The organism is Mycoplasmopsis felis (genome assembly GCF_034647055.2).
Classification (GTDB): domain Bacteria; phylum Bacillota_I; class Bacilli_A; order Mycoplasmatales; family Metamycoplasmataceae; genus Mycoplasmopsis; species Mycoplasmopsis felis.
Window position 1 is genome coordinate 801,365 of the sequence record NZ_CP141047.2, and the last position, 20,176, is coordinate 821,540.

Annotated in this window: 13 protein-coding genes; 1 reads left to right on the forward strand and 12 read right to left on the reverse strand. The window is 26.1% G+C overall.

Features of this window, described 5'->3' with window-relative positions; translation table 4 throughout:
• Nucleotides 1-52: 52 nt before the first annotated feature.
• Genes RRG59_RS03500 through RRG59_RS03540 form a run of 9 tightly spaced genes read right to left on the reverse strand, consistent with a single transcriptional unit; the run spans nucleotide 53 to nucleotide 13,926 of the window.
• A complete protein-coding gene (locus tag RRG59_RS03500; protein WP_322902164.1) occupies nucleotides 53-1,432 on the reverse strand; it encodes an MSC_0618 family F1-like ATPase beta subunit in 1,380 nt (459 codons plus the stop codon).
• Nucleotides 1,432-2,952 (reverse strand): MSC_0619 family F1-like ATPase alpha subunit, encoded by a 1,521-nt coding sequence (locus tag RRG59_RS03505; RefSeq protein ID WP_161553235.1) that lies wholly within the window; start codon nucleotides 2,950-2,952, stop codon nucleotides 1,432-1,434. The genes RRG59_RS03500 and RRG59_RS03505 overlap by 1 nt, the downstream gene beginning before the upstream one ends.
• 1 nt (nucleotide 2,953) lies before the next feature.
• Nucleotides 2,954-5,218: an MSC_0620 family F1-like ATPase-associated subunit gene (locus RRG59_RS03510; protein WP_322902166.1), complete on the reverse strand. Its 2,265-nt coding sequence runs from the start codon at nucleotides 5,216-5,218 to the stop codon at nucleotides 2,954-2,956.
• On the reverse strand, nucleotides 5,211-5,663 hold the full coding sequence (locus RRG59_RS03515) for an MSC_0621 family F1-like ATPase epsilon subunit (protein WP_051619505.1): 453 nt from the start codon (nucleotides 5,661-5,663) through the stop codon (nucleotides 5,211-5,213). Before RRG59_RS03515 ends, RRG59_RS03510 begins: the two co-directional genes overlap by 8 nt.
• On the reverse strand, nucleotides 5,663-6,562 hold the full coding sequence (locus RRG59_RS03520; protein WP_036429950.1) for an MSC_0622 family F1-like ATPase gamma subunit: 900 nt from the start codon (nucleotides 6,560-6,562) through the stop codon (nucleotides 5,663-5,665). Before RRG59_RS03520 ends, RRG59_RS03515 begins: the two co-directional genes overlap by 1 nt.
• On the reverse strand, nucleotides 6,562-7,062 hold the full coding sequence (locus RRG59_RS03525; protein WP_036429953.1) for an MSC_0623 family F1-like ATPase-associated protein: 501 nt from the start codon (nucleotides 7,060-7,062) through the stop codon (nucleotides 6,562-6,564). The genes RRG59_RS03520 and RRG59_RS03525 overlap by 1 nt, the downstream gene beginning before the upstream one ends.
• Nucleotide 7,063: 1 nt before the next feature.
• The gene (locus tag RRG59_RS03530; RefSeq protein ID WP_322902168.1) at nucleotides 7,064-8,671 is read right to left on the reverse strand and encodes an MSC_0624 family F1-like ATPase-associated membrane protein; all 1,608 of its coding nucleotides are present in this window, start codon (nucleotides 8,669-8,671) and stop codon (nucleotides 7,064-7,066) included.
• 7 nt (nucleotides 8,672-8,678) lie between these two features.
• Nucleotides 8,679-11,648 carry an Ig-specific serine endopeptidase MIP gene (mip, locus tag RRG59_RS03535; protein WP_322902169.1) on the reverse strand — a complete coding sequence of 990 codons (2,970 nt, stop codon included), beginning with the start codon at nucleotides 11,646-11,648 and terminating at the stop codon, nucleotides 8,679-8,681.
• 10 nt (nucleotides 11,649-11,658) lie between these two features.
• Complete coding sequence (locus RRG59_RS03540; RefSeq protein ID WP_322902171.1) at nucleotides 11,659-13,926, reverse strand: putative immunoglobulin-blocking virulence protein; 2,268 nt, start codon at nucleotides 13,924-13,926, stop codon at nucleotides 11,659-11,661.
• Between the two features lie 179 nt (nucleotides 13,927-14,105).
• Between RRG59_RS03540 and RRG59_RS03545 the strand changes: the two genes are divergently transcribed.
• A complete protein-coding gene (locus RRG59_RS03545; protein ID WP_322900367.1) occupies nucleotides 14,106-14,939 on the forward strand; it encodes an HAD family hydrolase in 834 nt (277 codons plus the stop codon).
• 36 nt (nucleotides 14,940-14,975) lie between these two features.
• Here RRG59_RS03545 and RRG59_RS03550 read toward each other — a convergent pair whose 3' ends face one another.
• From RRG59_RS03550 to RRG59_RS03560, 3 genes are all read right to left on the reverse strand, one after another.
• Entirely contained in the window at nucleotides 14,976-17,057 is a 2,082-nt protein-coding gene (locus tag RRG59_RS03550) for a transglutaminase domain-containing protein (protein WP_322902172.1), read from the reverse strand.
• A 70-nt stretch (nucleotides 17,058-17,127) separates the two neighbouring features.
• Nucleotides 17,128-17,799, reverse strand: coding sequence for a beta-phosphoglucomutase (gene pgmB, locus RRG59_RS03555; RefSeq protein WP_322902173.1), 672 nt, complete (start codon nucleotides 17,797-17,799; stop codon nucleotides 17,128-17,130).
• Nucleotides 17,792-20,173 (reverse strand): glycosyl hydrolase family 65 domain-containing protein, encoded by a 2,382-nt coding sequence (locus tag RRG59_RS03560; RefSeq protein ID WP_322902174.1) that lies wholly within the window; start codon nucleotides 20,171-20,173, stop codon nucleotides 17,792-17,794. The genes pgmB and RRG59_RS03560 overlap by 8 nt, the downstream gene beginning before the upstream one ends.
• Nucleotides 20,174-20,176: the final 3 nt, after the last annotated feature.

The window sequence follows — 20,176 nt, forward strand, 5'->3', positions numbered from 1 at the left end:
ATTATCAAAATTTAATGAATTTTAAGAAAAATAAAAATCACAAAAGTGATTTTTATAAACCTAATTCTTCATCTGTAGGAATTTCAAAATTAGAACCTACATATTGGAAAATTTCTGGACTTTGTTTGATGTATTTACCTTCTAAAATTCTAATAACACTATCTACAGTATCTTCTAAAGAAACATATTGTCCCGGAGATTTTGTAAAGTGTTCTGTCATAAAGAAGTTTTGGGTAAAGAAGTTTTCAAGTTGTAAAGCTTTTTTAACAGTTATTTTACTCTCTTCATCAAGTTCATCAAAACCTAAAATTAAAATAACATCTTCTAAATCTTTATATGCTTTTAAAATTCTTTTTGTTTCTATGATGGCATCAAAGTGTTTTTTACCAAGTATTTTTTCATCAACTGAATTTGATTGTGATGCTAATGGGTCAAAAGCTGGGAAAATATTTTTAGCAGATTGTGCTCTAGATAGAACAAGTGAACCGTCTAAGTGGTTAAACACAGCTACAGCTGATGGGTCTGATAAATCATCCATTGGTAGGAACATTGTTTGGAATGAAGTAATTGAACCATTTTCATTTTTATATAATCTATCTTCTATGTTTGCAACATCTGATTCTAAAGTTGATTGATATCCACCAACTGATGGTTTTTTACCTAATGAAGCACTTGTTTCATTTTCAGCTTGTACGAAACGATAAATATTATCGATGAATAATAAAACATCTTGTTTTTCTTGATCTCTTAAGTATTCTGCTGCTGTTACACCAATTGGAACAATAGACATACGGGCACCAGGAGATTCATTCATTTTTGAAATATACATAGCTGAACGATCCATTAAGTTTGATCCTTCTAATTCATTTAAAAGTTCTATAGCTTCACGAGAACGTTCACCAGAACCTATGAAAATGTTAGAAGTATTAACACTTTGTTTATTAACATTAAAAATAATTTCTTTCATTAAAACAGTTTTACCAACTCCAGCACCACCAAAAATACCTAGTTTATAACCTTTAATAATTGGGATAAAGAAGTCTATTGCTTTAATTCCTGTTTCAACTATTTCTATTTCACTATTTAAAAATCTATTTTGATTAATTGTTGAATTCATTTCAACATATTTTGGTTTAGTTTCTCTATCGTCTAAAAGTGGTATACCTTTGAATGAGTACATATTATTTCTAGATTCTAAACCTACTGGAACCATAAAACTTTTTTTAGTGTTCTTTACTTGATCATTAATTGAAATTTCTTCAGAATTATAAATAATAATTGCTCTAACTGTTGTTTCATCTAAAACTCTTTTTACTAATAAGTAAGTTTGATCATTATGTAAGGTTAGTAAATGATTAACTTCAGGTAGATTTGATTTATCAAATTCTATTTCTATAACATCAGATCATAAATTAATAATTTTTCCGTACATTACATATCTCCTAATTCACTAGCAATTTTCATTAATTCTGCTTCTTCAAATGAAACAAATTCATGTTCTGTTTCTACTTCTCAACCTAAATTTAAGTAATCTGAGTATTGTTTTAATGCGTTAGCAAAATAAGCTTTAACTAATTCATCATCATAGTTTTCGCCACTCATTATAATCTCATATGCTCTTTTTGCTTCTTCGTTAACTTCAATTAATACATCTAGAAATTCTAGTGCTTTTTGTTCGTTTTTAATACCTTTTAAAATTGTTCATGAAATCAATTTTGACATAAATAAGACAAATTTTTGTGAATAAAGTGAGAAACCTTTTTGGTTAAACATTTTATCAATCATTTTACCTTTGTAAAGTAATAATGATGTTTCTTTGTTAAAATCATAATCTAATAAAGCTAATTTTAAGTGGCGTTTATATCCTTTATAAATTTTCCCTATTTCTGCAGCTACTTTTGTTACTAATCTACTTTGAACTGATGAACCAGTTCTAGATACAGATAAATTAATATTTATAGCTGGTAAAACACCTTGAGAAAATAAGTCAGCACTTGTAACAATTTGACCATCTGTAATTGAAATAATATTTGAAGAAATTAATGAAGTAATATCTCCATCTACTGTTTGTAAAATAGGTAAAGCTGTAATTGTTTTTCTACCAACAAAAGAACCTGAACGTTCTAGCAATTGAGAATGTGAGAAGAAGGTATCTCCAGGCATAGCTTCTTTACCAACTGGTCTATCAGTTAATAAAGCAATTTCACGAATGATATTAGCATGTTTTGTTAAATCATCAAATACTATTAAAACATCTTCAAAATTTGAAATGTTTTCTGCATGAGCCATACCAATGTATGGTGCTAAGTATTGTTCATATGCACTTGTTGATGGAGCATCTATTATAATAGTATTTTCTAATGCATTATATTCTTTTAATGTATTATAGATTCTTGAGATTGCTTCTCTTTTTTGACCAATAGCTACATAAATACATTTAACACCATTTCTTGCTTGGTTGATGATTGTATTTAAAGCAATATGAGTTTTCCCTGTTTGACGATCACCTATGATTAATTCACGTTGACCTTTACCAATTGGAATTAATAAGTCAATTGCAACTATTCCAGTAAATAATTGTTCATTTAATGTTTTAACAGTTGTTAAATCATGAGCAAGTTCAAAAATTTTAGCTCCAGATGCTTCTGTTTTTTCAAAATTTTCTTTTGTTGGTAAAATTACGTTTCCTTCTATATCAATAACTTTACCAAAGAAGTTTTCAAATGTATCTACTCTGGCATTATCATTTTCTAAAATGATTTCTGTATTAATTTTTAATTCATCAGTTTTTGTGTTAGCAATCAAGAAAGCTTTTTCTTTTGATGCATTAATTAACATTAATTTAACATTAGAATTTCCTTTTAATGTATAAAATTGTCTTTGCTTATAAGGAAATTCACCAGTTACTTCAACTATGTAATCAAAAATCGATGTAATTTTTGGGTTTTTCATATTAAATTCCTTTCATTCCTACGCCTAAAAATACTGCAGCAATAATAATTACCATTGCTAATGCTATACCCATAATTAAGTATAATCCTTTAACTTTTCTTGATTTATTTTTTAAGTTAATTAATGCAGCTAATGCGTTTATAATTGTTCCTATTGAACCTAATGCTAATAATACATATCCAAAAGTTTTTAAGGTATTATTATTAGTATTAACTTCATCTGTTACTTCTTTTTCCATTTTTGCATAAGCATTTTTAAATATATCTAGTTCAGATAGTTGTTTTGTTTCTGTATTTTCATCTGAATTAGGTTCTGTTTGACTTTTTGGTGTTTCAGAAGTAGTACTATCTTTTGTTTTATTTATTTCTTCAGTTAAATCTTTAGAATTAAATAATTCATAAAGTGTTTTCATATTATTTGATACAGTTGTTAGTTGACTAATATAATTTTCATATCAGTTTAAAACATTAAATGTTGCTTGTGATGGTTGTGCTAACTGTTTAAGTTTGAAAACATCAATTTCTAATTTATTGTAAAATGAATTTACTATACTTGTTTTAAAGTTTAATGATTCTAAATTCTTTTCTAATGTTGCCTTAATTTTTGAATCTTTGTTTTCTATACTTTCTTTAACTCTATCTAACATACTTTCATAACCATTAGCTAAATTAGCATAATAACCATAATTATTAATTCTAGAAGATTTTAAATTACTTGTTACATAAGCTAAAAAAGTGTTAATAGAACTTTCTACATTGCTATTACCTTCTTTTAATCTACCAATATCTTGTGAATCAGCATATATGTTTAGGATATTCTTTTGTGTTTCAATATATGTTTTTTCTTCATTTGAAAAATCCACACCTTTTGCTACCATTGCAAATAACGGATTGATTAGTTCTTGGTATCTTAAATCTTTATAATTAATTTTTTCATCCAAACCAACTGCTTTATAAAGTTTAATAAAGTGATTTTTTAAGCTTTTAACTTGAACTTCATATAAATATTGAAATTTAATTGATTTATCAGTACCTGCATATTCTTTGACTACAACTGAATAACTTCTATGCAAGTCATCTTGGTTAGAATCTTGAATTTTTACTACAGCTATTAATTGATTATTTTTAACTTCCAAACTTTGAACAGAATAAACATATCTGGTATTAATAGGATTATCAAAGAAAAATATTTTCTCTTTGCCTTCATTGTTTGAAGAATCAAATACATTTTTTAAATCCGTAATATTTTTATTTAAATAATTATATGTTGGTATCGGACTTAAGATTGGTAGTGATAAAATTTGTTCTTCTGGATCAACTGGTTCAGTTGGTTTAGTTTCATCTGGGTTTGTTAAAGGTGGTTTTGGTGGTTTTTCAGGATCATCTGGATTTGGTTGTTCTTCACTTTCTTCTTGAATTTCTATTTCTTGATTAGCACTTAAATCAAATGCAGTATATCTTGGTTTTATTTTGCTTATAAAATATTCATTTCAAGAACTAAAATCTTTAGGATTTGAAATTGTATAAACATATTTATCATTTATTTTTTCGAATATAACATTAAAGTCTTCTTCAATTAATGTTAAATCTTCTGGATTGTAGAATACAGAACCTAAATCAGAACGTAGTTTTTCTCCATATTTAGCTAACGCTTCTTTTAATTTATTTGGTGTAATTGCATTAACTTCTGGTTGTGATGAAGTTTTTCTTATGTTTCCATTACCCTCTACAGCTTTAACATAATCAGTTGGATCTTTTAATCCTAACTTAACATTTTGGAAATTTTCACCATTAAATGTTACTTCACCATAATTCAACTTAGTTTCTTCGGAAATAACTCTTGGGAAAATTGCATTAATTCCATATTTTAATGGATTTTTATTAATATCTGCTTCGTTTTCCTTAACAAATGAAATTAATTGGTTTAAATAAGTTAATCTACTAATTTTTTTCTTGTAATCATATGGGGCAGGTTCTCCATTTTCATCTTTTTCATTTACCTGATCTTTTTCAGAAACAACTTTATTTAGTTCATTTTCCAAATATGAAATAGCTGTTTTTAATGCTTGAGCTAAATTTGTTGCCGTTGCTTCTTGTGCTTGATCTTTAAATTTAGGAAAATCATTAGATAAAACAGGCGGAGCTGGTGGTTTATTTGTATTTGGTTGTGTATTAGTTGTTCCAGGTTCCATTGATAAGGCTATTATAGGAGAAGATAATACTCCTAATAAAGAAAGGTTTTTTATTCATTTATTTTTTTTATTCATAATTCTCCCTTTCTTTAATATTTAATAGTTGTTTTAATTCATATTCATATAATAAATCAGTATATTCTTCTAATTCAATAATATCATCAATAGATAAACCTAAATATAATGCAGTTTGTAATTTAGAAATTTCTTTTTTTAATTCTTTAATTTCTTGTTTATAGTTTTGTTTATGTTTTGAATGTTTATAAAAATGAATATCAGAAAATGATTTAACCAGAATTTCTTGTCCGGTATCAACTATATTTAAATTTTTTAAGAATAAATAAAAAGTGTTATCTTTTTCTTTATTATGCAACTTAATTAACATTCTAGAAAATGCACTGATAGATTTATCTGTAATTTTAATTCAATCTAATTCTTCATTATGATTTAAATATAATTCATAATTTTTTAATTTTAAAACTTTATTATCTAAGAAAGACATAATAATTTTTTTAGACATTATTTACCTTCCTCAAAAATTGTTTTCTTTTTCTTTGTTAGTAAAACAATTTCTTCTATTTGTTTTTCTTGTTTTACACGATTTATTTTTTTAGATACTTTAATGATTTCTTCATCTAACTGTTTGCTTTTTTGATTTGTTGAAACTAAAGCGTTTTTAGCATTATAAAACGATGATTCTACTATTAAAGCATTTATTGCATTTTCTAAAAAAATATGAATTTGATTTTCTATAAAACCTTCAATATTAGGATAGATTTTATATGTTTTAATAACAGAATCTAAACTATTAGTATGCTTAATATTTAATAATTTATCAACATCAAAATTATCTAAAGGTAATAAGGTAAATGGTTTTTTATAGTTTTTATTCGAATTGATTACAAAGTGTACTTTTTTATATGTACTATCTAAAAATAAGATTTTAGTTAATTGAGTAAGAATTTTTGCTAAACCTTTATGAGAACTGTTCTTGAATTCTTTAACTACACTTAATTTATTTTTTGCACCAAATTGAATGGCTCTTTCTCCAATTAAAATAAAATCAGCATTTTTGTTTTTTATATTCTCTAATATTGTTGTTTCATAACGTGTATATGAATCAGTACCGTATTTTTGTTCTTCAGTCAAATATATATAAAGTTCTTTGTCTTTGATTAGAATTTTTTGAAAATTGTTTATTAATTTACTATTTTGTGAACTAACAAAATTATTTTTAATACTATATTTATTTTTTAATGCATTAATTAATTGAATATTAAGTAATGAATTATCAAGGTAAAAAGATAATTTTTTAGTTAGTTTCATAATTGTTATCAAAAGAATATTTTTGTCATTATTGACTTTAACCCTAATGTTTTCTAGGTTATTTTTCTTTTGAATTATATCTTTTAAATGCATTAGATTTTAGCGGTCAATGATTTATCAAAGAATAATTTTAAAGAACCGGTTTGAGAAGATACAAATAAAATCATTTTAGGTAAAAATTCAACAAAATATGATTCACCTAATAATTTTCATATTTCTTTATTTAATTGTTCAACTATTACCTGAAAATCAGATGTTGTAGAACTTGTTAATAAAAAACCTTCGTTTGAACTTGATTCAGCTGAACTTAATGTTGGTACAAGTACATTTGTACTATACTTAGGAACTAAATTGAAATTAACTGTAAATTCATCAAATAAAATATCATACTTGTTTGCTATAGCATATTCAATTTGTTCAGATAGATTTTGAAATTCAGTTGAATTAAAACTTGAATTAATTCTTAACAAAATAGAAGCCAACAACTTTTTATAAGAAATAAATTTAGAATCTTTTTGTATTTTTTTATAATCAGCATACAAATCAAATAATTCTTGAGTTTCTGTTGTTAGTTCTTTCTTTTGATTACTCATTTTACTTTACTCCTTTTTTTACATAATTACTAAGCGATTCAATTTTTTGTAATGTAATAAATATATAAACAATAGAACACATAAAGAAACCTAATAATAATGCAAAGTTTATAATTGTAATAATTTTAATAATAGATATTGGTGTTGGTACAGAAACTAAAACAAAGTTATTTTGAGCAACTAGTACTTGATTTAATGCAAATGTAAACATTAATAATGTTTGTAATGAAATAGATAATCTTAAGAATCCTGAAATTCATTTATTAATCCCTTTATTTGAAACTATGAAATGAATATAAATTAATATTGAAACTATACCAACTACAAAAATATTATAAACATATTGATTTGAACTTTCAATAACAAAAACTGAGATAACCAATAAAGTTCATAATATTAATTGAGTTAAAGTCATATATATAGCAAATACTGTGGAATTTTTATTTACTCTTTTGTTAAAGTGAACAACAATAAAATAAATAATTCCTACTATAATTGCACTAAAAATAAATAATAAATAAAAATAATTATAAATTTCACTTTCTCCAATTACATTTGTTCTAATTTTAATGGTCATAACTTTAAAGAAAGCCAACAATAAGAATACAAATAAAGTTATGTTTAATACATATTTATCCTTTGAATTAGATTGTAATAAATTTTTCTCAGAAACTCTATAAACTTTTTTAATATTAGCACCAAATAACGAAATACCAATAAATAAAAAGATCGCTATAACTATAAACAGATTTGAAGTAGATTTTTGATTAAAAATATTTTCTAATCCTTCAAAATATTTGTTTTCATCGAATAAATAAGTATTAGGGTATTTATTAAATTCTGCATTTCCATTTCTTCATAAGAAGATATTAATTAAAATAAATGTCAATAAAATAAATTGTGATACTAGTTGAATAATTAAAGAAGAATATGAAGAATATAGAACTGGTTCAGATTTTCTTTTATAAATATGATTATAAATTTCAAATGATAAATTAACTAAAAATAAAGGAATTAAAATTAAGAATAAATACATCACATCTTTTGCTCCATAAGGAACAGAGGTGGTAATAGTATCAGTAAAAATTCCTGTGTTTGGATCTATTTTACTTGAATCTAATTGATTAAGTTGTTCTGGTGTTAATTTTTTTATATCAATGGTTCTTGTAGATTGAGATGAATAATCAATATAAAAGAATAATAAAAATAATGAAATTAATGCTAAAGCAAAATATAAAACATAAAAGCTTGCATATTTATTAATTTGTTCTTTTTGAGTATTTATGTTTTTATAATTTTTAAATATTGAATACAGAAAGACAAATATTAAAGGACTAAACCTTAAAATAATCGTTGCATTCATTTGTCTAAACTGTGTATTTTCAAAATTAAATAAAAATTCTAGTGGGTATTTAGCTACTTCAGATCTTAAAATTTTTGCATGGAACAATGACTTATCCATAAATAAAAATAACATCAATGAACCAATTGCTAAAAATCCGATTAATAATCATTTGTAAATAGAACTTAAGGTATTATATGATTTAGAACTTAATTGATTTCTATAATCAATATAAAACCTTCTATTTTCTAATGTAATAGAATTCATTTATCTCCTAACTTTCATTTGTTTTTTTAGTTGTTTCATATGTTAATATGTTTTCTGTAAAATTATATTCACTAGGTATATTTGTTTTTTCAAAACCATTTTTAAATAATCATGTTTTTGTTATACCACCACCATTTGTTTCTTTAGATAATTTTAACATTGCATCTCTATATGAATTTTTTTGGTCTTTTCCACCACCATAAATTAAGTCATATTGAGGTAAATTATAAGTTCCATATAATCCTTTATAATCATATCCTTCTGATCTAAAAGCAGCAGCTAAACCTGTTCTGGCACTAATATTTGATGCATGATATACACCGACTAATTCATTTCTTTGATTTCTTACACTAGAACCAGAAGCACCTCCTCCTGGAGCATATCATCTAGGTGTGTATTCTAAACCAAAATTAATATAATGTTTATTATCTTGAGTAGATATGTATAAGTTATCTAATGGATTACTTTTTGAACCAATAACAGGTGCAGATAAGAATGCATCTGTAATACCTGGTTTATCTATAAAAGTTCTATAACCAATGTTATATGATAAGAAATTACCTCTATTTAATTTATCTTTTTCTGATTTTTCTGGTTCATCTTCACCTAATTGTAATTTATAAAAATCTTGATCTGCATTAATTCAAATAGTGTTGTAATATTTTGCAACTCTATCTAGATTATCATCAATATGCATTTCAAGATAATAATCTCTTCATTTACCGGAATTTGCTAATGGATAACCTAAAATAAATAATTGATCCAATTTACTTCAATCATATGTTTGACTCTGTGTTTTATTTAATGCTAAAGGAAAATCTATTTTGGCATAATTTTTTAAATATGATTCTTTTAAGAACTTAACTTTTTTATCATCTGATAAATTTTTATAATCATTAGTTATGTGTTTTGCATAATCACTTGCAGTTGCATTTGGATGTGCATTTTTATATGAACTTAAATCTGCTTTAGAAAAATCTATTTCTAAGATAGCAAAATCAATGAATTCCTCTGCATCTTTATATAATTCTTTTTGTTTAGTTGCTAAATAATCTGCTGGTTTTTTATTTAGATAATCTCTTCCATCAAAAACTCTCCTAATTGTAGAACTATCTAAAATAAATGTTTCAAAATTATCATCTAAACCAACAAATTTAAGTTTATTCAAAACTGGATTAACATCTTTTTTCATTCTTGATATGTTATATCCTTTAAATAAACCAGGAATCATACCATCTGCTACGTGAAGATTTGTCCCGAAATAAAATTTGGTAGGATAATCTTCTCCATCTTTTATTTCATAATCCATCAATCACATAGTTCCTCTAACATCACTTTGTTGATTACCAAATAAAGCAAGTTGATCTAAATTAGGTTCTTTATCTATTTTTGCTTTTACTCTATCCTTGACATCTTGTGGTAATGATGATGCATCAACATCTTTTTTCATTTGATTTCTATATGTATTTATATAATCAGTATAAATTCTTGCTGCTGCATCTTCATTATTATTATTTTCAATTTTTAATTCATCGAATACTTCTAATTTAACTTTTTCTCTTCAATTTGCATCTGGATTATCTGTTAAGCGTTTTAAAAAGAAATCTCTTCTTTCAGTATTATTAATTTTCTTAATTAACTCTTTTAAATCTTCTTTATTAGTTAACAATCTCATTACTTCATTACGTTCACTTTCAACACTTGAAGCTAAATATGAACTAAAAGCTATTGAATATGATTGTTTAGCTATATCAACATAGGTTTTATTAGGTAATTTTCTTCCCAATCCTGTTGCACGATGCGGGTCTTTTTTACCGAATGCATCAACTCATGATGCTAAATTACCAGGATCAGTTTGAGAAATAACTAATCCATCTAATGTACCATCTGTTTTATAAGCAGGAACTCCAAAACCTTTGAAAACCGAATCTGAATATGAACTAACTCCTACTTCTTGAGCTTTTGTATTAAATTCTGTTACTTTGACATCTGTGGTATTTTTCAATTGTCCATTTCTTAATGATTTTCAATTTCCACCATCTCTTCTAGAAACAACTTCCACAAACTTATTGTTATCATACTTATAACGATCTAAATGATTTTTCTTTAAGTATTCAACTAATTCATTTCTTGGTGGTTCTGGTGATATAGTAATTATTCCGTCACTACCTGATTTAAATCCTGTAACTTTAAATGATTTGATTATTTCATTTATATCAGTGTTTGGATTGCTAAATCTAACAAATATTTCTACTTCACCTTTTGAATTGGCAAGATTTTTATCATTGTTTTCTAACCTTATATTTGATAATTGTGCTTTTATTTTTGAAGCATAATCTGAATTAACTCTAACTTCTCAATTCGCACTATCTTCTACAACTTCTGAAGGTAAGGTTTCTGATTTTGGTTTAGAAAAACCAAATCCTATTTGTACTAAATCAAATTCAACTGATTCTCTAGCATTATTAACTATGTTTTGAAATTCTTGATTGTTAACTTCTGCTTCTTCACCGGTTAATTTCTGTTGATTATTTAAATCATTTTTTATTAACTCAATTAATTGAGATAATTTTTCTTTATCAACTTCACTTTCTATTCTTGCTAAATAATCTTTTTTATCTCTTAAAAAAGATAATTCTTTTTTTGCTATTTCTTTTAATTGCTCAGGAGTAGAATTTTTGATTTCTTCTTTTCTTTGATCTTCAATTGCACCTTTTAACCTGTTTATAACTTGCTCTATTTCTTGTATAGAACTAGCAGTAGTAATATCAGCAGATAAAGCACCACTATTATTTTTTAATTTTCTTATTAATTCTCTTGCTTCATTTTTTTTATTTTCTAAAGCTACTGGATCATTTTCATTAGAATTTGGTTTTGGCCCAGGTCCTTGAGAATTATCACAAGCAGCAGATAAAACCATTAATGAAGTAATAGGAACACTACTTGCTCATAAAGTGATAAGTTTAAATTTCTTCATACTTTCCTTTCTATGTAATTACAAAATCATCTTCTGAATAATCAACAACAGTATAACCTTGACTTCTTAATTGTTGTTTTAATTCTGTTGCTCCAGGATCTACTTTAATTGTTGTTTTATCAAGTGATTGAGATAAATCCATTAATAAAGTTAAGTTGGTTAAACCAGAACCAAATAAAGTTCCTACACCTTTAATATAAAGATATCTAGTAGATTCCTTGTTTGAAAATTCAATTTTGGTTCTAGGTGGACCTGGTTCACCTATTGCCATATTTTCAAAACCCGCTGAATTTAATTCCGAGACATCAATATCAAAGTTTTCAGAATTATTGTAAAGCCATAAAGTTTTTAATTTTCTTGGTTTATTAGAAGGTTTAAACATATCAAAAAATTTTAAACCTTTAAGGGACCTTAGTGATGGTGCTCTCGATAAATCTAATGCAGTTGGATAACTATTATCACCCTCATTATGGTCTGGACTTAAACCTGGACCATGATTACCCTGGAAAATTCCTTCATTATTACGAGAAAAATATGCCAATCTCAAACCATCATTAATTCTTTTGTATGGATCTTCTTCACCTTTTAAATAATCAGATTCTTCAAATGCTAATGCATTAAAGGTTATACGTGTTGGTATATTTGTATTAGCTGGATTTTCCTTACTTACATTATAATCAATTGTATTAACTCAATTGGTGTTTCTTAAAGCTAGAGGATTTAAACTTCAATATTCTAAGAGTGAATTTCCTTCTGTGTATAATGAAAGTTCTTTAATTTTTTTATTTTCAAGGGCAATGAGTGCAGATGTATTAGCTGCAGATGCATCAAAAAATAGTTCTAATTGTCTTAATTCATTAGGTAAAACAGATAATATCTCTAAAAATTTTTGATTTGAAGACGTTTTACCCATATTGAAAATTCTATAAGAACTAATTTCAATTCCTTCTTTTTTAAAATCTTCTATTAAAGTTTTGGTTCTTTGGTATGCTTTTGGGTCTGCTGAATCTAACTCAACAACATAACCTCTATTAAAATCATTTGGAATTTTGGTATCCCTTGTTAACTCAAAAATTTGAATCCCTCTTATGTCTTGGATATTAAATTTATTGAACTTCTCTTGATTTTTAACATTAGTTTTAGTTCAACCATCATATCTACCTTCTTTAATATTAGAAGGTGATCTACCATATCATGTATCATAACCAAAAGCACGTTTGTGTTGATTATCTCTTATTCTAAGTGTTGTAACAGTATTAAATTCATCTGGCGGTGAATATGAATGCGATTCCCATTCTCCATTTTCTGTTATATATGCATTTCTTGGATCAAGAGTTTCACCTTTTTTCAAGAAATTCTCTGCTGCAGATGATAATTTAGTAAATAACGAAAAATCTAAATTATTAATTAATCAATATTCTCTATAAGTTTTATTAGGGTGATTTTTAATTTCTGGATACATTGGTTTTGCTTCTTCTTTTAAGAAATTAACTACATTATCAGAATTTATTAAACGTGAAAATTTATAAACATAATTAGTTCAATTATCAGGTTGCTGTCTTAAAAAAGCTTCTAATTGGTTTAAATCATTATTATAATGTTGTAAGACAGAAGTAGCTAAACCAAATGTATCATTTGGGTTACTTCTTTTGAATACAAATTCTTGAGCAGTATCAATAACTACTTTTCTTCTTAATTCATCTGTTACTTCTATACTATTTAATTTACCAGTTAATTCAGCTGTGTATGGTTCATTATTAGCAATATTATTAGCAACATCATAATCAAAAACTGTTCTTGGTCTACCCTTAGTAATACTTGCCTTAACACGAACACCTCTTATTAATATAGTTAATTCATTACCACTTTGTTTAGGTGGTTGAATAGGTTGAGGTTCAGGGATTGGATCTGGTTGAGGAACTGGTTCTGGTTCTGGTTGAGGAACTGGTTCTGGTTGAGGAACTGGTTCTGGTTCTAAAATAATAATAGGTGGTTCTGGTTTGGGTTCTGGTTTGGGTTCATCTACCAAAATGGGTTTTGGTTTAGGGATTTCTTTTAAACCAATATCTGTATTGAATTCTCTGGCTTTATTTAAATCCAAGTTGTCTTTATTGATTAATTCTGCTTTTAAAGAATCATCGATAACAAAATTCTTAGAATTTATTTCTCCCAGAGTTTTTTGTAAAAGTGTTCCGCTAATAGAAGCAATCACAACAGTAGATCCAAGAACTATTGTTAACATTCTTATTTTGCGTTTTTTGAATAAATTAATAATCACCTCCTAAAAAGTAGTTGAATATATATATATATATATATATATATATATATATTGATTAGAATTTCTCTTCCTTTTTATTTTACTATTTTTTTAAAATATGAAATAAAATAAAAAAAATTATTTGCTATTATATTTATAAGAAAAAATTTATTTTACGTATTTATATATATAATTTATTTATGAAAAAAGAAGAAATAAAAGAAATAAAAAAACCTAAAATAATTTTTATTGACTTAGATGGAACAACATTAGATGGACCAGGAGAAAAATTTTGACAAAAAGAAGCAACAGAATATACTAAAAATGTTATTAATAAATTACAAAAAAGTATTCCCGTTATAGTTTCAACTGGTCGTGGGGTTAATCCAAAAACACAAGCAATAGTTAATAGCTTTGGTTCATCTACATATATTGCTTGAAACGGTGCTAAAACTGTTATTAATGGAGAAGTTGCTCACTCTAATTCTATTCCAAAAGAAATAGCAAATGAGTTATTTGAAGAAATAAAAAAACATAAATGCTTTGTTGTGTATGATTCAAATCCTCGTGATAATGCTTATACAAAAAATAAAATATATAAATTATTTATGAGTTTTGGTAAAAAAACAGCAAAAAACTATTCTGAATATAATAAAAATTTTGAACCATTAAAAGCGTTAGTTTGATGTTTATCTAAAAATAAAATAATGAAACTATACCATGAGTGATCTAAAAAATTTGAAGGTAAATTAAATGTTTCTCTTAGTGGAAGTAATAATATTTTAGAAATAACAAATGTTGGAGTTTCCAAAGGTGATGAAGAAGTTAGATTATGTAAATTATGAGGAATTGACCCTATGGAGGCAATGCATATAGGTGATTCTAATAATGATGCAAGTACCAAAGGAAAAATAGGTACTTTAGTTGCTATGGCTAATTCACATCAAGATCTCAAAGATATAGCAGATGATTTTACTGAATTTACTTGTGATGAATCTGGTTTAGCTAGATATTTAGAACAATTTTTAGACTAAAAAAATAACAGAATTTGAAGTTCTGTTATTTTTAGTTTATTTGTCTATTCTATAAGTAAAACCTTTTTGTTTAGCAAAATCTGAAATAACTTGATTAAATTCCTTAGTTATTAAGGTAACATGATTGATTTGATTAAAAGCATATGGACTAATAGAAGTTATTGAATTCGGTAAATGTACTTCTCTTAGATTATTTAATTGATTAAATGTGCTTTCAGGAATGCTTGTAATTCCTTCTTCTAAAACTATTTTATTAACTCTATCTTTAAATGAAAACTCTTGACCTTGTAAATTAACTGTTCCTTTAACAAAATATTCTCTTAAACCGGCAGGAACTGAGATTATTTGTGTAAAATCATTATTGTATAAGATTCCTTTGTATGAAGCAAAAGAGTAGTTTCCAGATTCAACAACTATATTTGTTAAATTGGGTGTATTAAATATTTCTTTACCATCTCTTAAATCACTAGTTTCTTTAGGAATAACTATTTCGGTTCTTGGGTTTTGACCAGGAGTAGAAAGAATTTCAATGAAATTATTTCTATATAAAATTCCATCTCTTGCAGAAAAATTAGGATTTTCTGAATTAACTTCAAATGAAACTAAGTTGTGACTTCCACCCCTATAGCCTATACGATTAACATATCTACCTATTGATAATGTCTTTACTTTGTCATTATTGAATAAATCATTAAAAATAGATTCTACTTTAATATTTGAAACAGTATCTGGAACTATTGTATTAGGGTTTGTTGAATTAAAAACAGATAATCCGTGTCAATATCTATATTGAATACCTTCGTGATTTGTAGATAAATCAATTATGGTATCAACTCTATGATCTGGAGAAATTGCTTCTGAAGATAAATTGTAATATTTATTATTAACTGAACCTCAAGTAGCATCAGAGTGGAATCATTCATGTGTCTCAGGATCTTCAACTATATTCCACTGATGAGCACCTGCTGCAGATCAACCTGCAACCATAACATTTTTTATTCCAATAATATCTAGCATAGCTTTGTATAAAGTACTATAACCACCACATACAGCGACTAATCTTGTCATAACTTCATGAGGTTCAATAGCGGGATGTGAAGAACCTGTTGCATATTTAACATTACTTGTTATTCAATCAAAGATTGCTCTCATTTTTTCTTTTAAAGTCATATTAGAGTTTTTAATAATATGACTGTTAACAAACTGTCTAACTAACTCCTTTTTTTGGTCTGTATAGCCATTTTCTGTAACACCTGGTACTGAAACACTACCAGCAAATTTTGCAAATTGAATTGCTTGATTATTAATAAAAGCATTTGCAGCATTAATAGTTGTATTATTTGATTTTAAACTTCTATTAATTGCATCTAACTCTGGATAATTTTGTAGTGGATCTAAATCTGCAGCGTCTTTATCTACTTTCTGTGCATTTTTATCAAAGTTTCCAACTGCATATGTAGGTTTAGAATCACTAGTATTTTTTAAATTGTTGATTAATTCATCAATACGTTTAAATTCATCTATTGTATATGAATTTAAACTTTCTATTTCTTGTAAATTATCAAAGTTTAAATTAAAATACTTAAGTTTTTCCTCAAGTTTATCTAAATCATCTACAATTGCTTCATATTTATAAGTTGCTTCTTTTTTAATATCATTTCTCTTAGAAATTACAGTTTCTAGATTTTGGTGATAATTTCTAATTTGGGTTTCAAATCTTTGTTGATTTTTATTATCAATACTTGTTTCTGTTTTTTTGGGTTCCGATGGTTTTGGTTCTGATATTGGTTCTGAAGTTGAATCTGCAGGTTTTTCTGGTTCTTTTTTATCCTCTATTGATGGTTCTTGTATTTTTGCATCATGATTATTTGGTACTTTAGGGGTTTCTGATGGTTTTTCTGTTTCTGACTTAGCCGGTTCTTCTGGATTGTTAATGGGTTCAGTTGATTTTGGTTGCTCAGTTATTTTAGTTATCTTTTCTTCTGGTTTTTTTTCTTCTTCTGGTTCTTTGTTAATAGTTTGTTTAATTTCTTCTTTACAACTTGCAGTAAGTATAATTGGTAATGCTACTGATGTTAAAAATAAACCTTTAGTTATCTTGCAATATTTTTTAATCATAATATTAAATATTATCATTTTATTTTACTAATTAAATTAAAAATAATGATAAAAAAACATAAACTTTTGTTTATGCTTTATTAAATTTATTAATAATAAAATCAAAATCTAAATCAGAAGTAGAATTTAAAATTAAATCTGCTTTACTGAAATCTTCATTAGAACCATTTGTAATAGCTATTGCAAGCATTTGAGCATCCTTTATACCTTGTATTCCAGCTATTGCATCTTCAAAACCAATACACTCACTTGTTTTTAATCCAATTCCATTAGCACCTGCTATAAAGATATCTGGCGCAGGCTTACCGTTTTTAATGTCACCAGGATATACAATATAATCAAATAATTCAAATAATTCAAGTTTTTTTAATATATTCGGAGCATTAAAACTACTTGAAGCAATAGATAATTTAATGTTATGTGATTTTGCTTTTAATAAGAAATTTTTAATATTTGGTAAAACTGAATCTTTATTAATTTCTGTATTTAGTAATTCTTTATATAAATTATTTTTAATTTCACAAATATTTAATAATTCTTCTGTAGATAATTTTAATTCTGGTTTTTTTAATTTTATAATTTCTTTTAAGGTTTCTAATCTAGGTATACCACGAAGTTTTTCATTATCTGCTTCAGTATAATCTATACCTAATTTTTTGACAACTTCATTTCATGATTTATAGTGTAATACTGCTGTATCAGTAATAACACCATCTAGGTCAAAAACAAATCCTTTAATCATTTTTTACCTCAAATGTTTGTCATTCATGATTAATTTTTGTTTTTTGATTATTTATATAGATAAATCCTCTGAATTTTAAATCTGAAATTAATTTAATTTTAAAATGTGTTTGCTCAACTACTACTTCAAATAATGCACTTTGATATCTAAATCTGTATGTTAACTTATTTCATTCATTAGGTATTTTTGGATCTAAATATAACTTATCATTATGCCAATCTAAACCACCAAACCCAAATACAATCATTTGATAAATAGCTGCTAAAGAACCAGCATGAATTCCAGCATCTGAAGTATGCATAGCCGGACCTAAATCGATGTTAATTCCATATTTAAAAATTTTGTATGCTCTTTGTATCATTTTTAATCTTGCTGCTTCAATTACATATGTTGCAGGAGACAACGATGAATCATGGGTTGTAATTGGTTCATAATATTCAAAATTAGCTTTACGAACTTCTTTAGAATATAAATGAGGTAATATATTTAATAATAAAACTACGTCTGCTTGTTTTACAAGTTGAGCAGATAATAATTTATTACCTTCTTTGGTATTAAATAATTTTTTACCTGCATCTCCTAGCATTTGAAATTCAGAAACATTAAGTTTAGGTAATTTTAAGAATTGATCATTTTCAGCTATGATGAAATCCTTGTTTGGAACTTGTTGAATTAATTTTTCAGAAACTTCTTCTAGTTTAGATACATTAATTTTGTAAGGTATTTTCTTTTCAATTAAGTGTCATAAACCAACTTTGTGTTTTTTAAGATATCTAATATATTTCAATGCTAAATCTATATTATATTTTGCAAACATATTAATATATGCATTGTTGTCAATATTACCCTTATATTCATTTGGTCCCATTACGTCTAAAATTGCATATGACCCATCTTCTTGTAATTCTGCTCTATTTGAGTAAAAAATGGCAGTATCAATAATCATTTCATAACCCATTTGTTCCATAAATTTCTCATCACGAGTTACTTGGTAATATTGATTAATAGCATAAGCAACATCTGCAGAAACGTGAATTTCTTGTCTTCTAGAAGCAATTGGTACTTGTTTGCCTGTTACAACATCTGCTTGACCTCAATATGGACAAACTTCTCCATCTGTAGGTCAAGCCATTTCTCAAGGAAATTGTGCACCATGTAAATTACTTTCTTGTGGTCTTTCTTTAATTTCTTTTGCTTTTTCTCTGGCACCCTTGATACCTTTGTATCTATAAGTTAATAAATTACGTACTACTCTAGGATTGTTAAATAAATAAATTGGATTTATAAAGAATTCTGTATCTCAATATGTATGTCCTTGATATCCTTCACCTGATAAACCTTTTGCTCCAATATTCATATTTGTAGAGTGTCTAGGAACAAAACCATTTAAATGAAAAATTCCAAAGTCTAAAGCTAATGAGTCGTATTTACTATCTTGACCATTCCCTTCGATATTCACATAGAATTCTTTTCATACTCTTTGGTGCATTTTTAATATTGATGCATTTTTTAAAGAATCATAACTTTGTTTTAAGAGTTCATTGTGTTTTTTATCAGCATTTTCTTTAACTTGTGCTTTTCTTAATAAATATTTTTTTGAATCAACTGACGTATGAACTGACATTAACTTTTCAAGAACAATTACATCACCTGCAACTGCTTTAGTTTTAAGTTTAAAACCGACATATCTACGTTTCATTTCAACAACATAATGATCATTTCCGCCTTCTATCAGTTTTCCATTTACATAAAACTTAGTGATTAAGTTGTGAATTGCTCAACGTTTTGATGTTGTTGTTTGTTGCTCCATTTGTAATGATTCAGTTGTGGGACGACTTTTTAGTCCTTCTCCAAAATGTTGAGTTCCTGAATTTGTTACTTGTCCATTAATTGCTGGTTTTAAAACTATTTCTACAGGTTGATTTTCTGTTGTAGATAACACCTTAATTTCTATTTTTTGTGCATAAACATTAGCATCATCTCTAGAAACAAATCTTTCAAAAGTAAATAGATACTTTCCATGACTCCTTTCTACTTCAACTGTTCTTTTTAAATATCCATCACGAATAAATAATGTTTTATTATATGAATCTCTTTTTTTAACATCAAATGTAATACCATTAATTAAAATGGGGTTAGTCATTAAATCAGCTAAATTTCCTAACTCAGGCACATCATCTTTGGTATCTTTATTAAACATACCATTAACAAAAAAGTCTTCTTTGTTATATGAAGTTTTCTCTTCATCTGCACTACGTATTCCTAAATAACCATTACCTAAAGCAAATATACTCTCTGTTTTTGCAGTTACTGATTTATCGAACTTCACCTGGGAAATTCTTTTATTTTCTAAATCATATTTTAAAAAATCCATTAT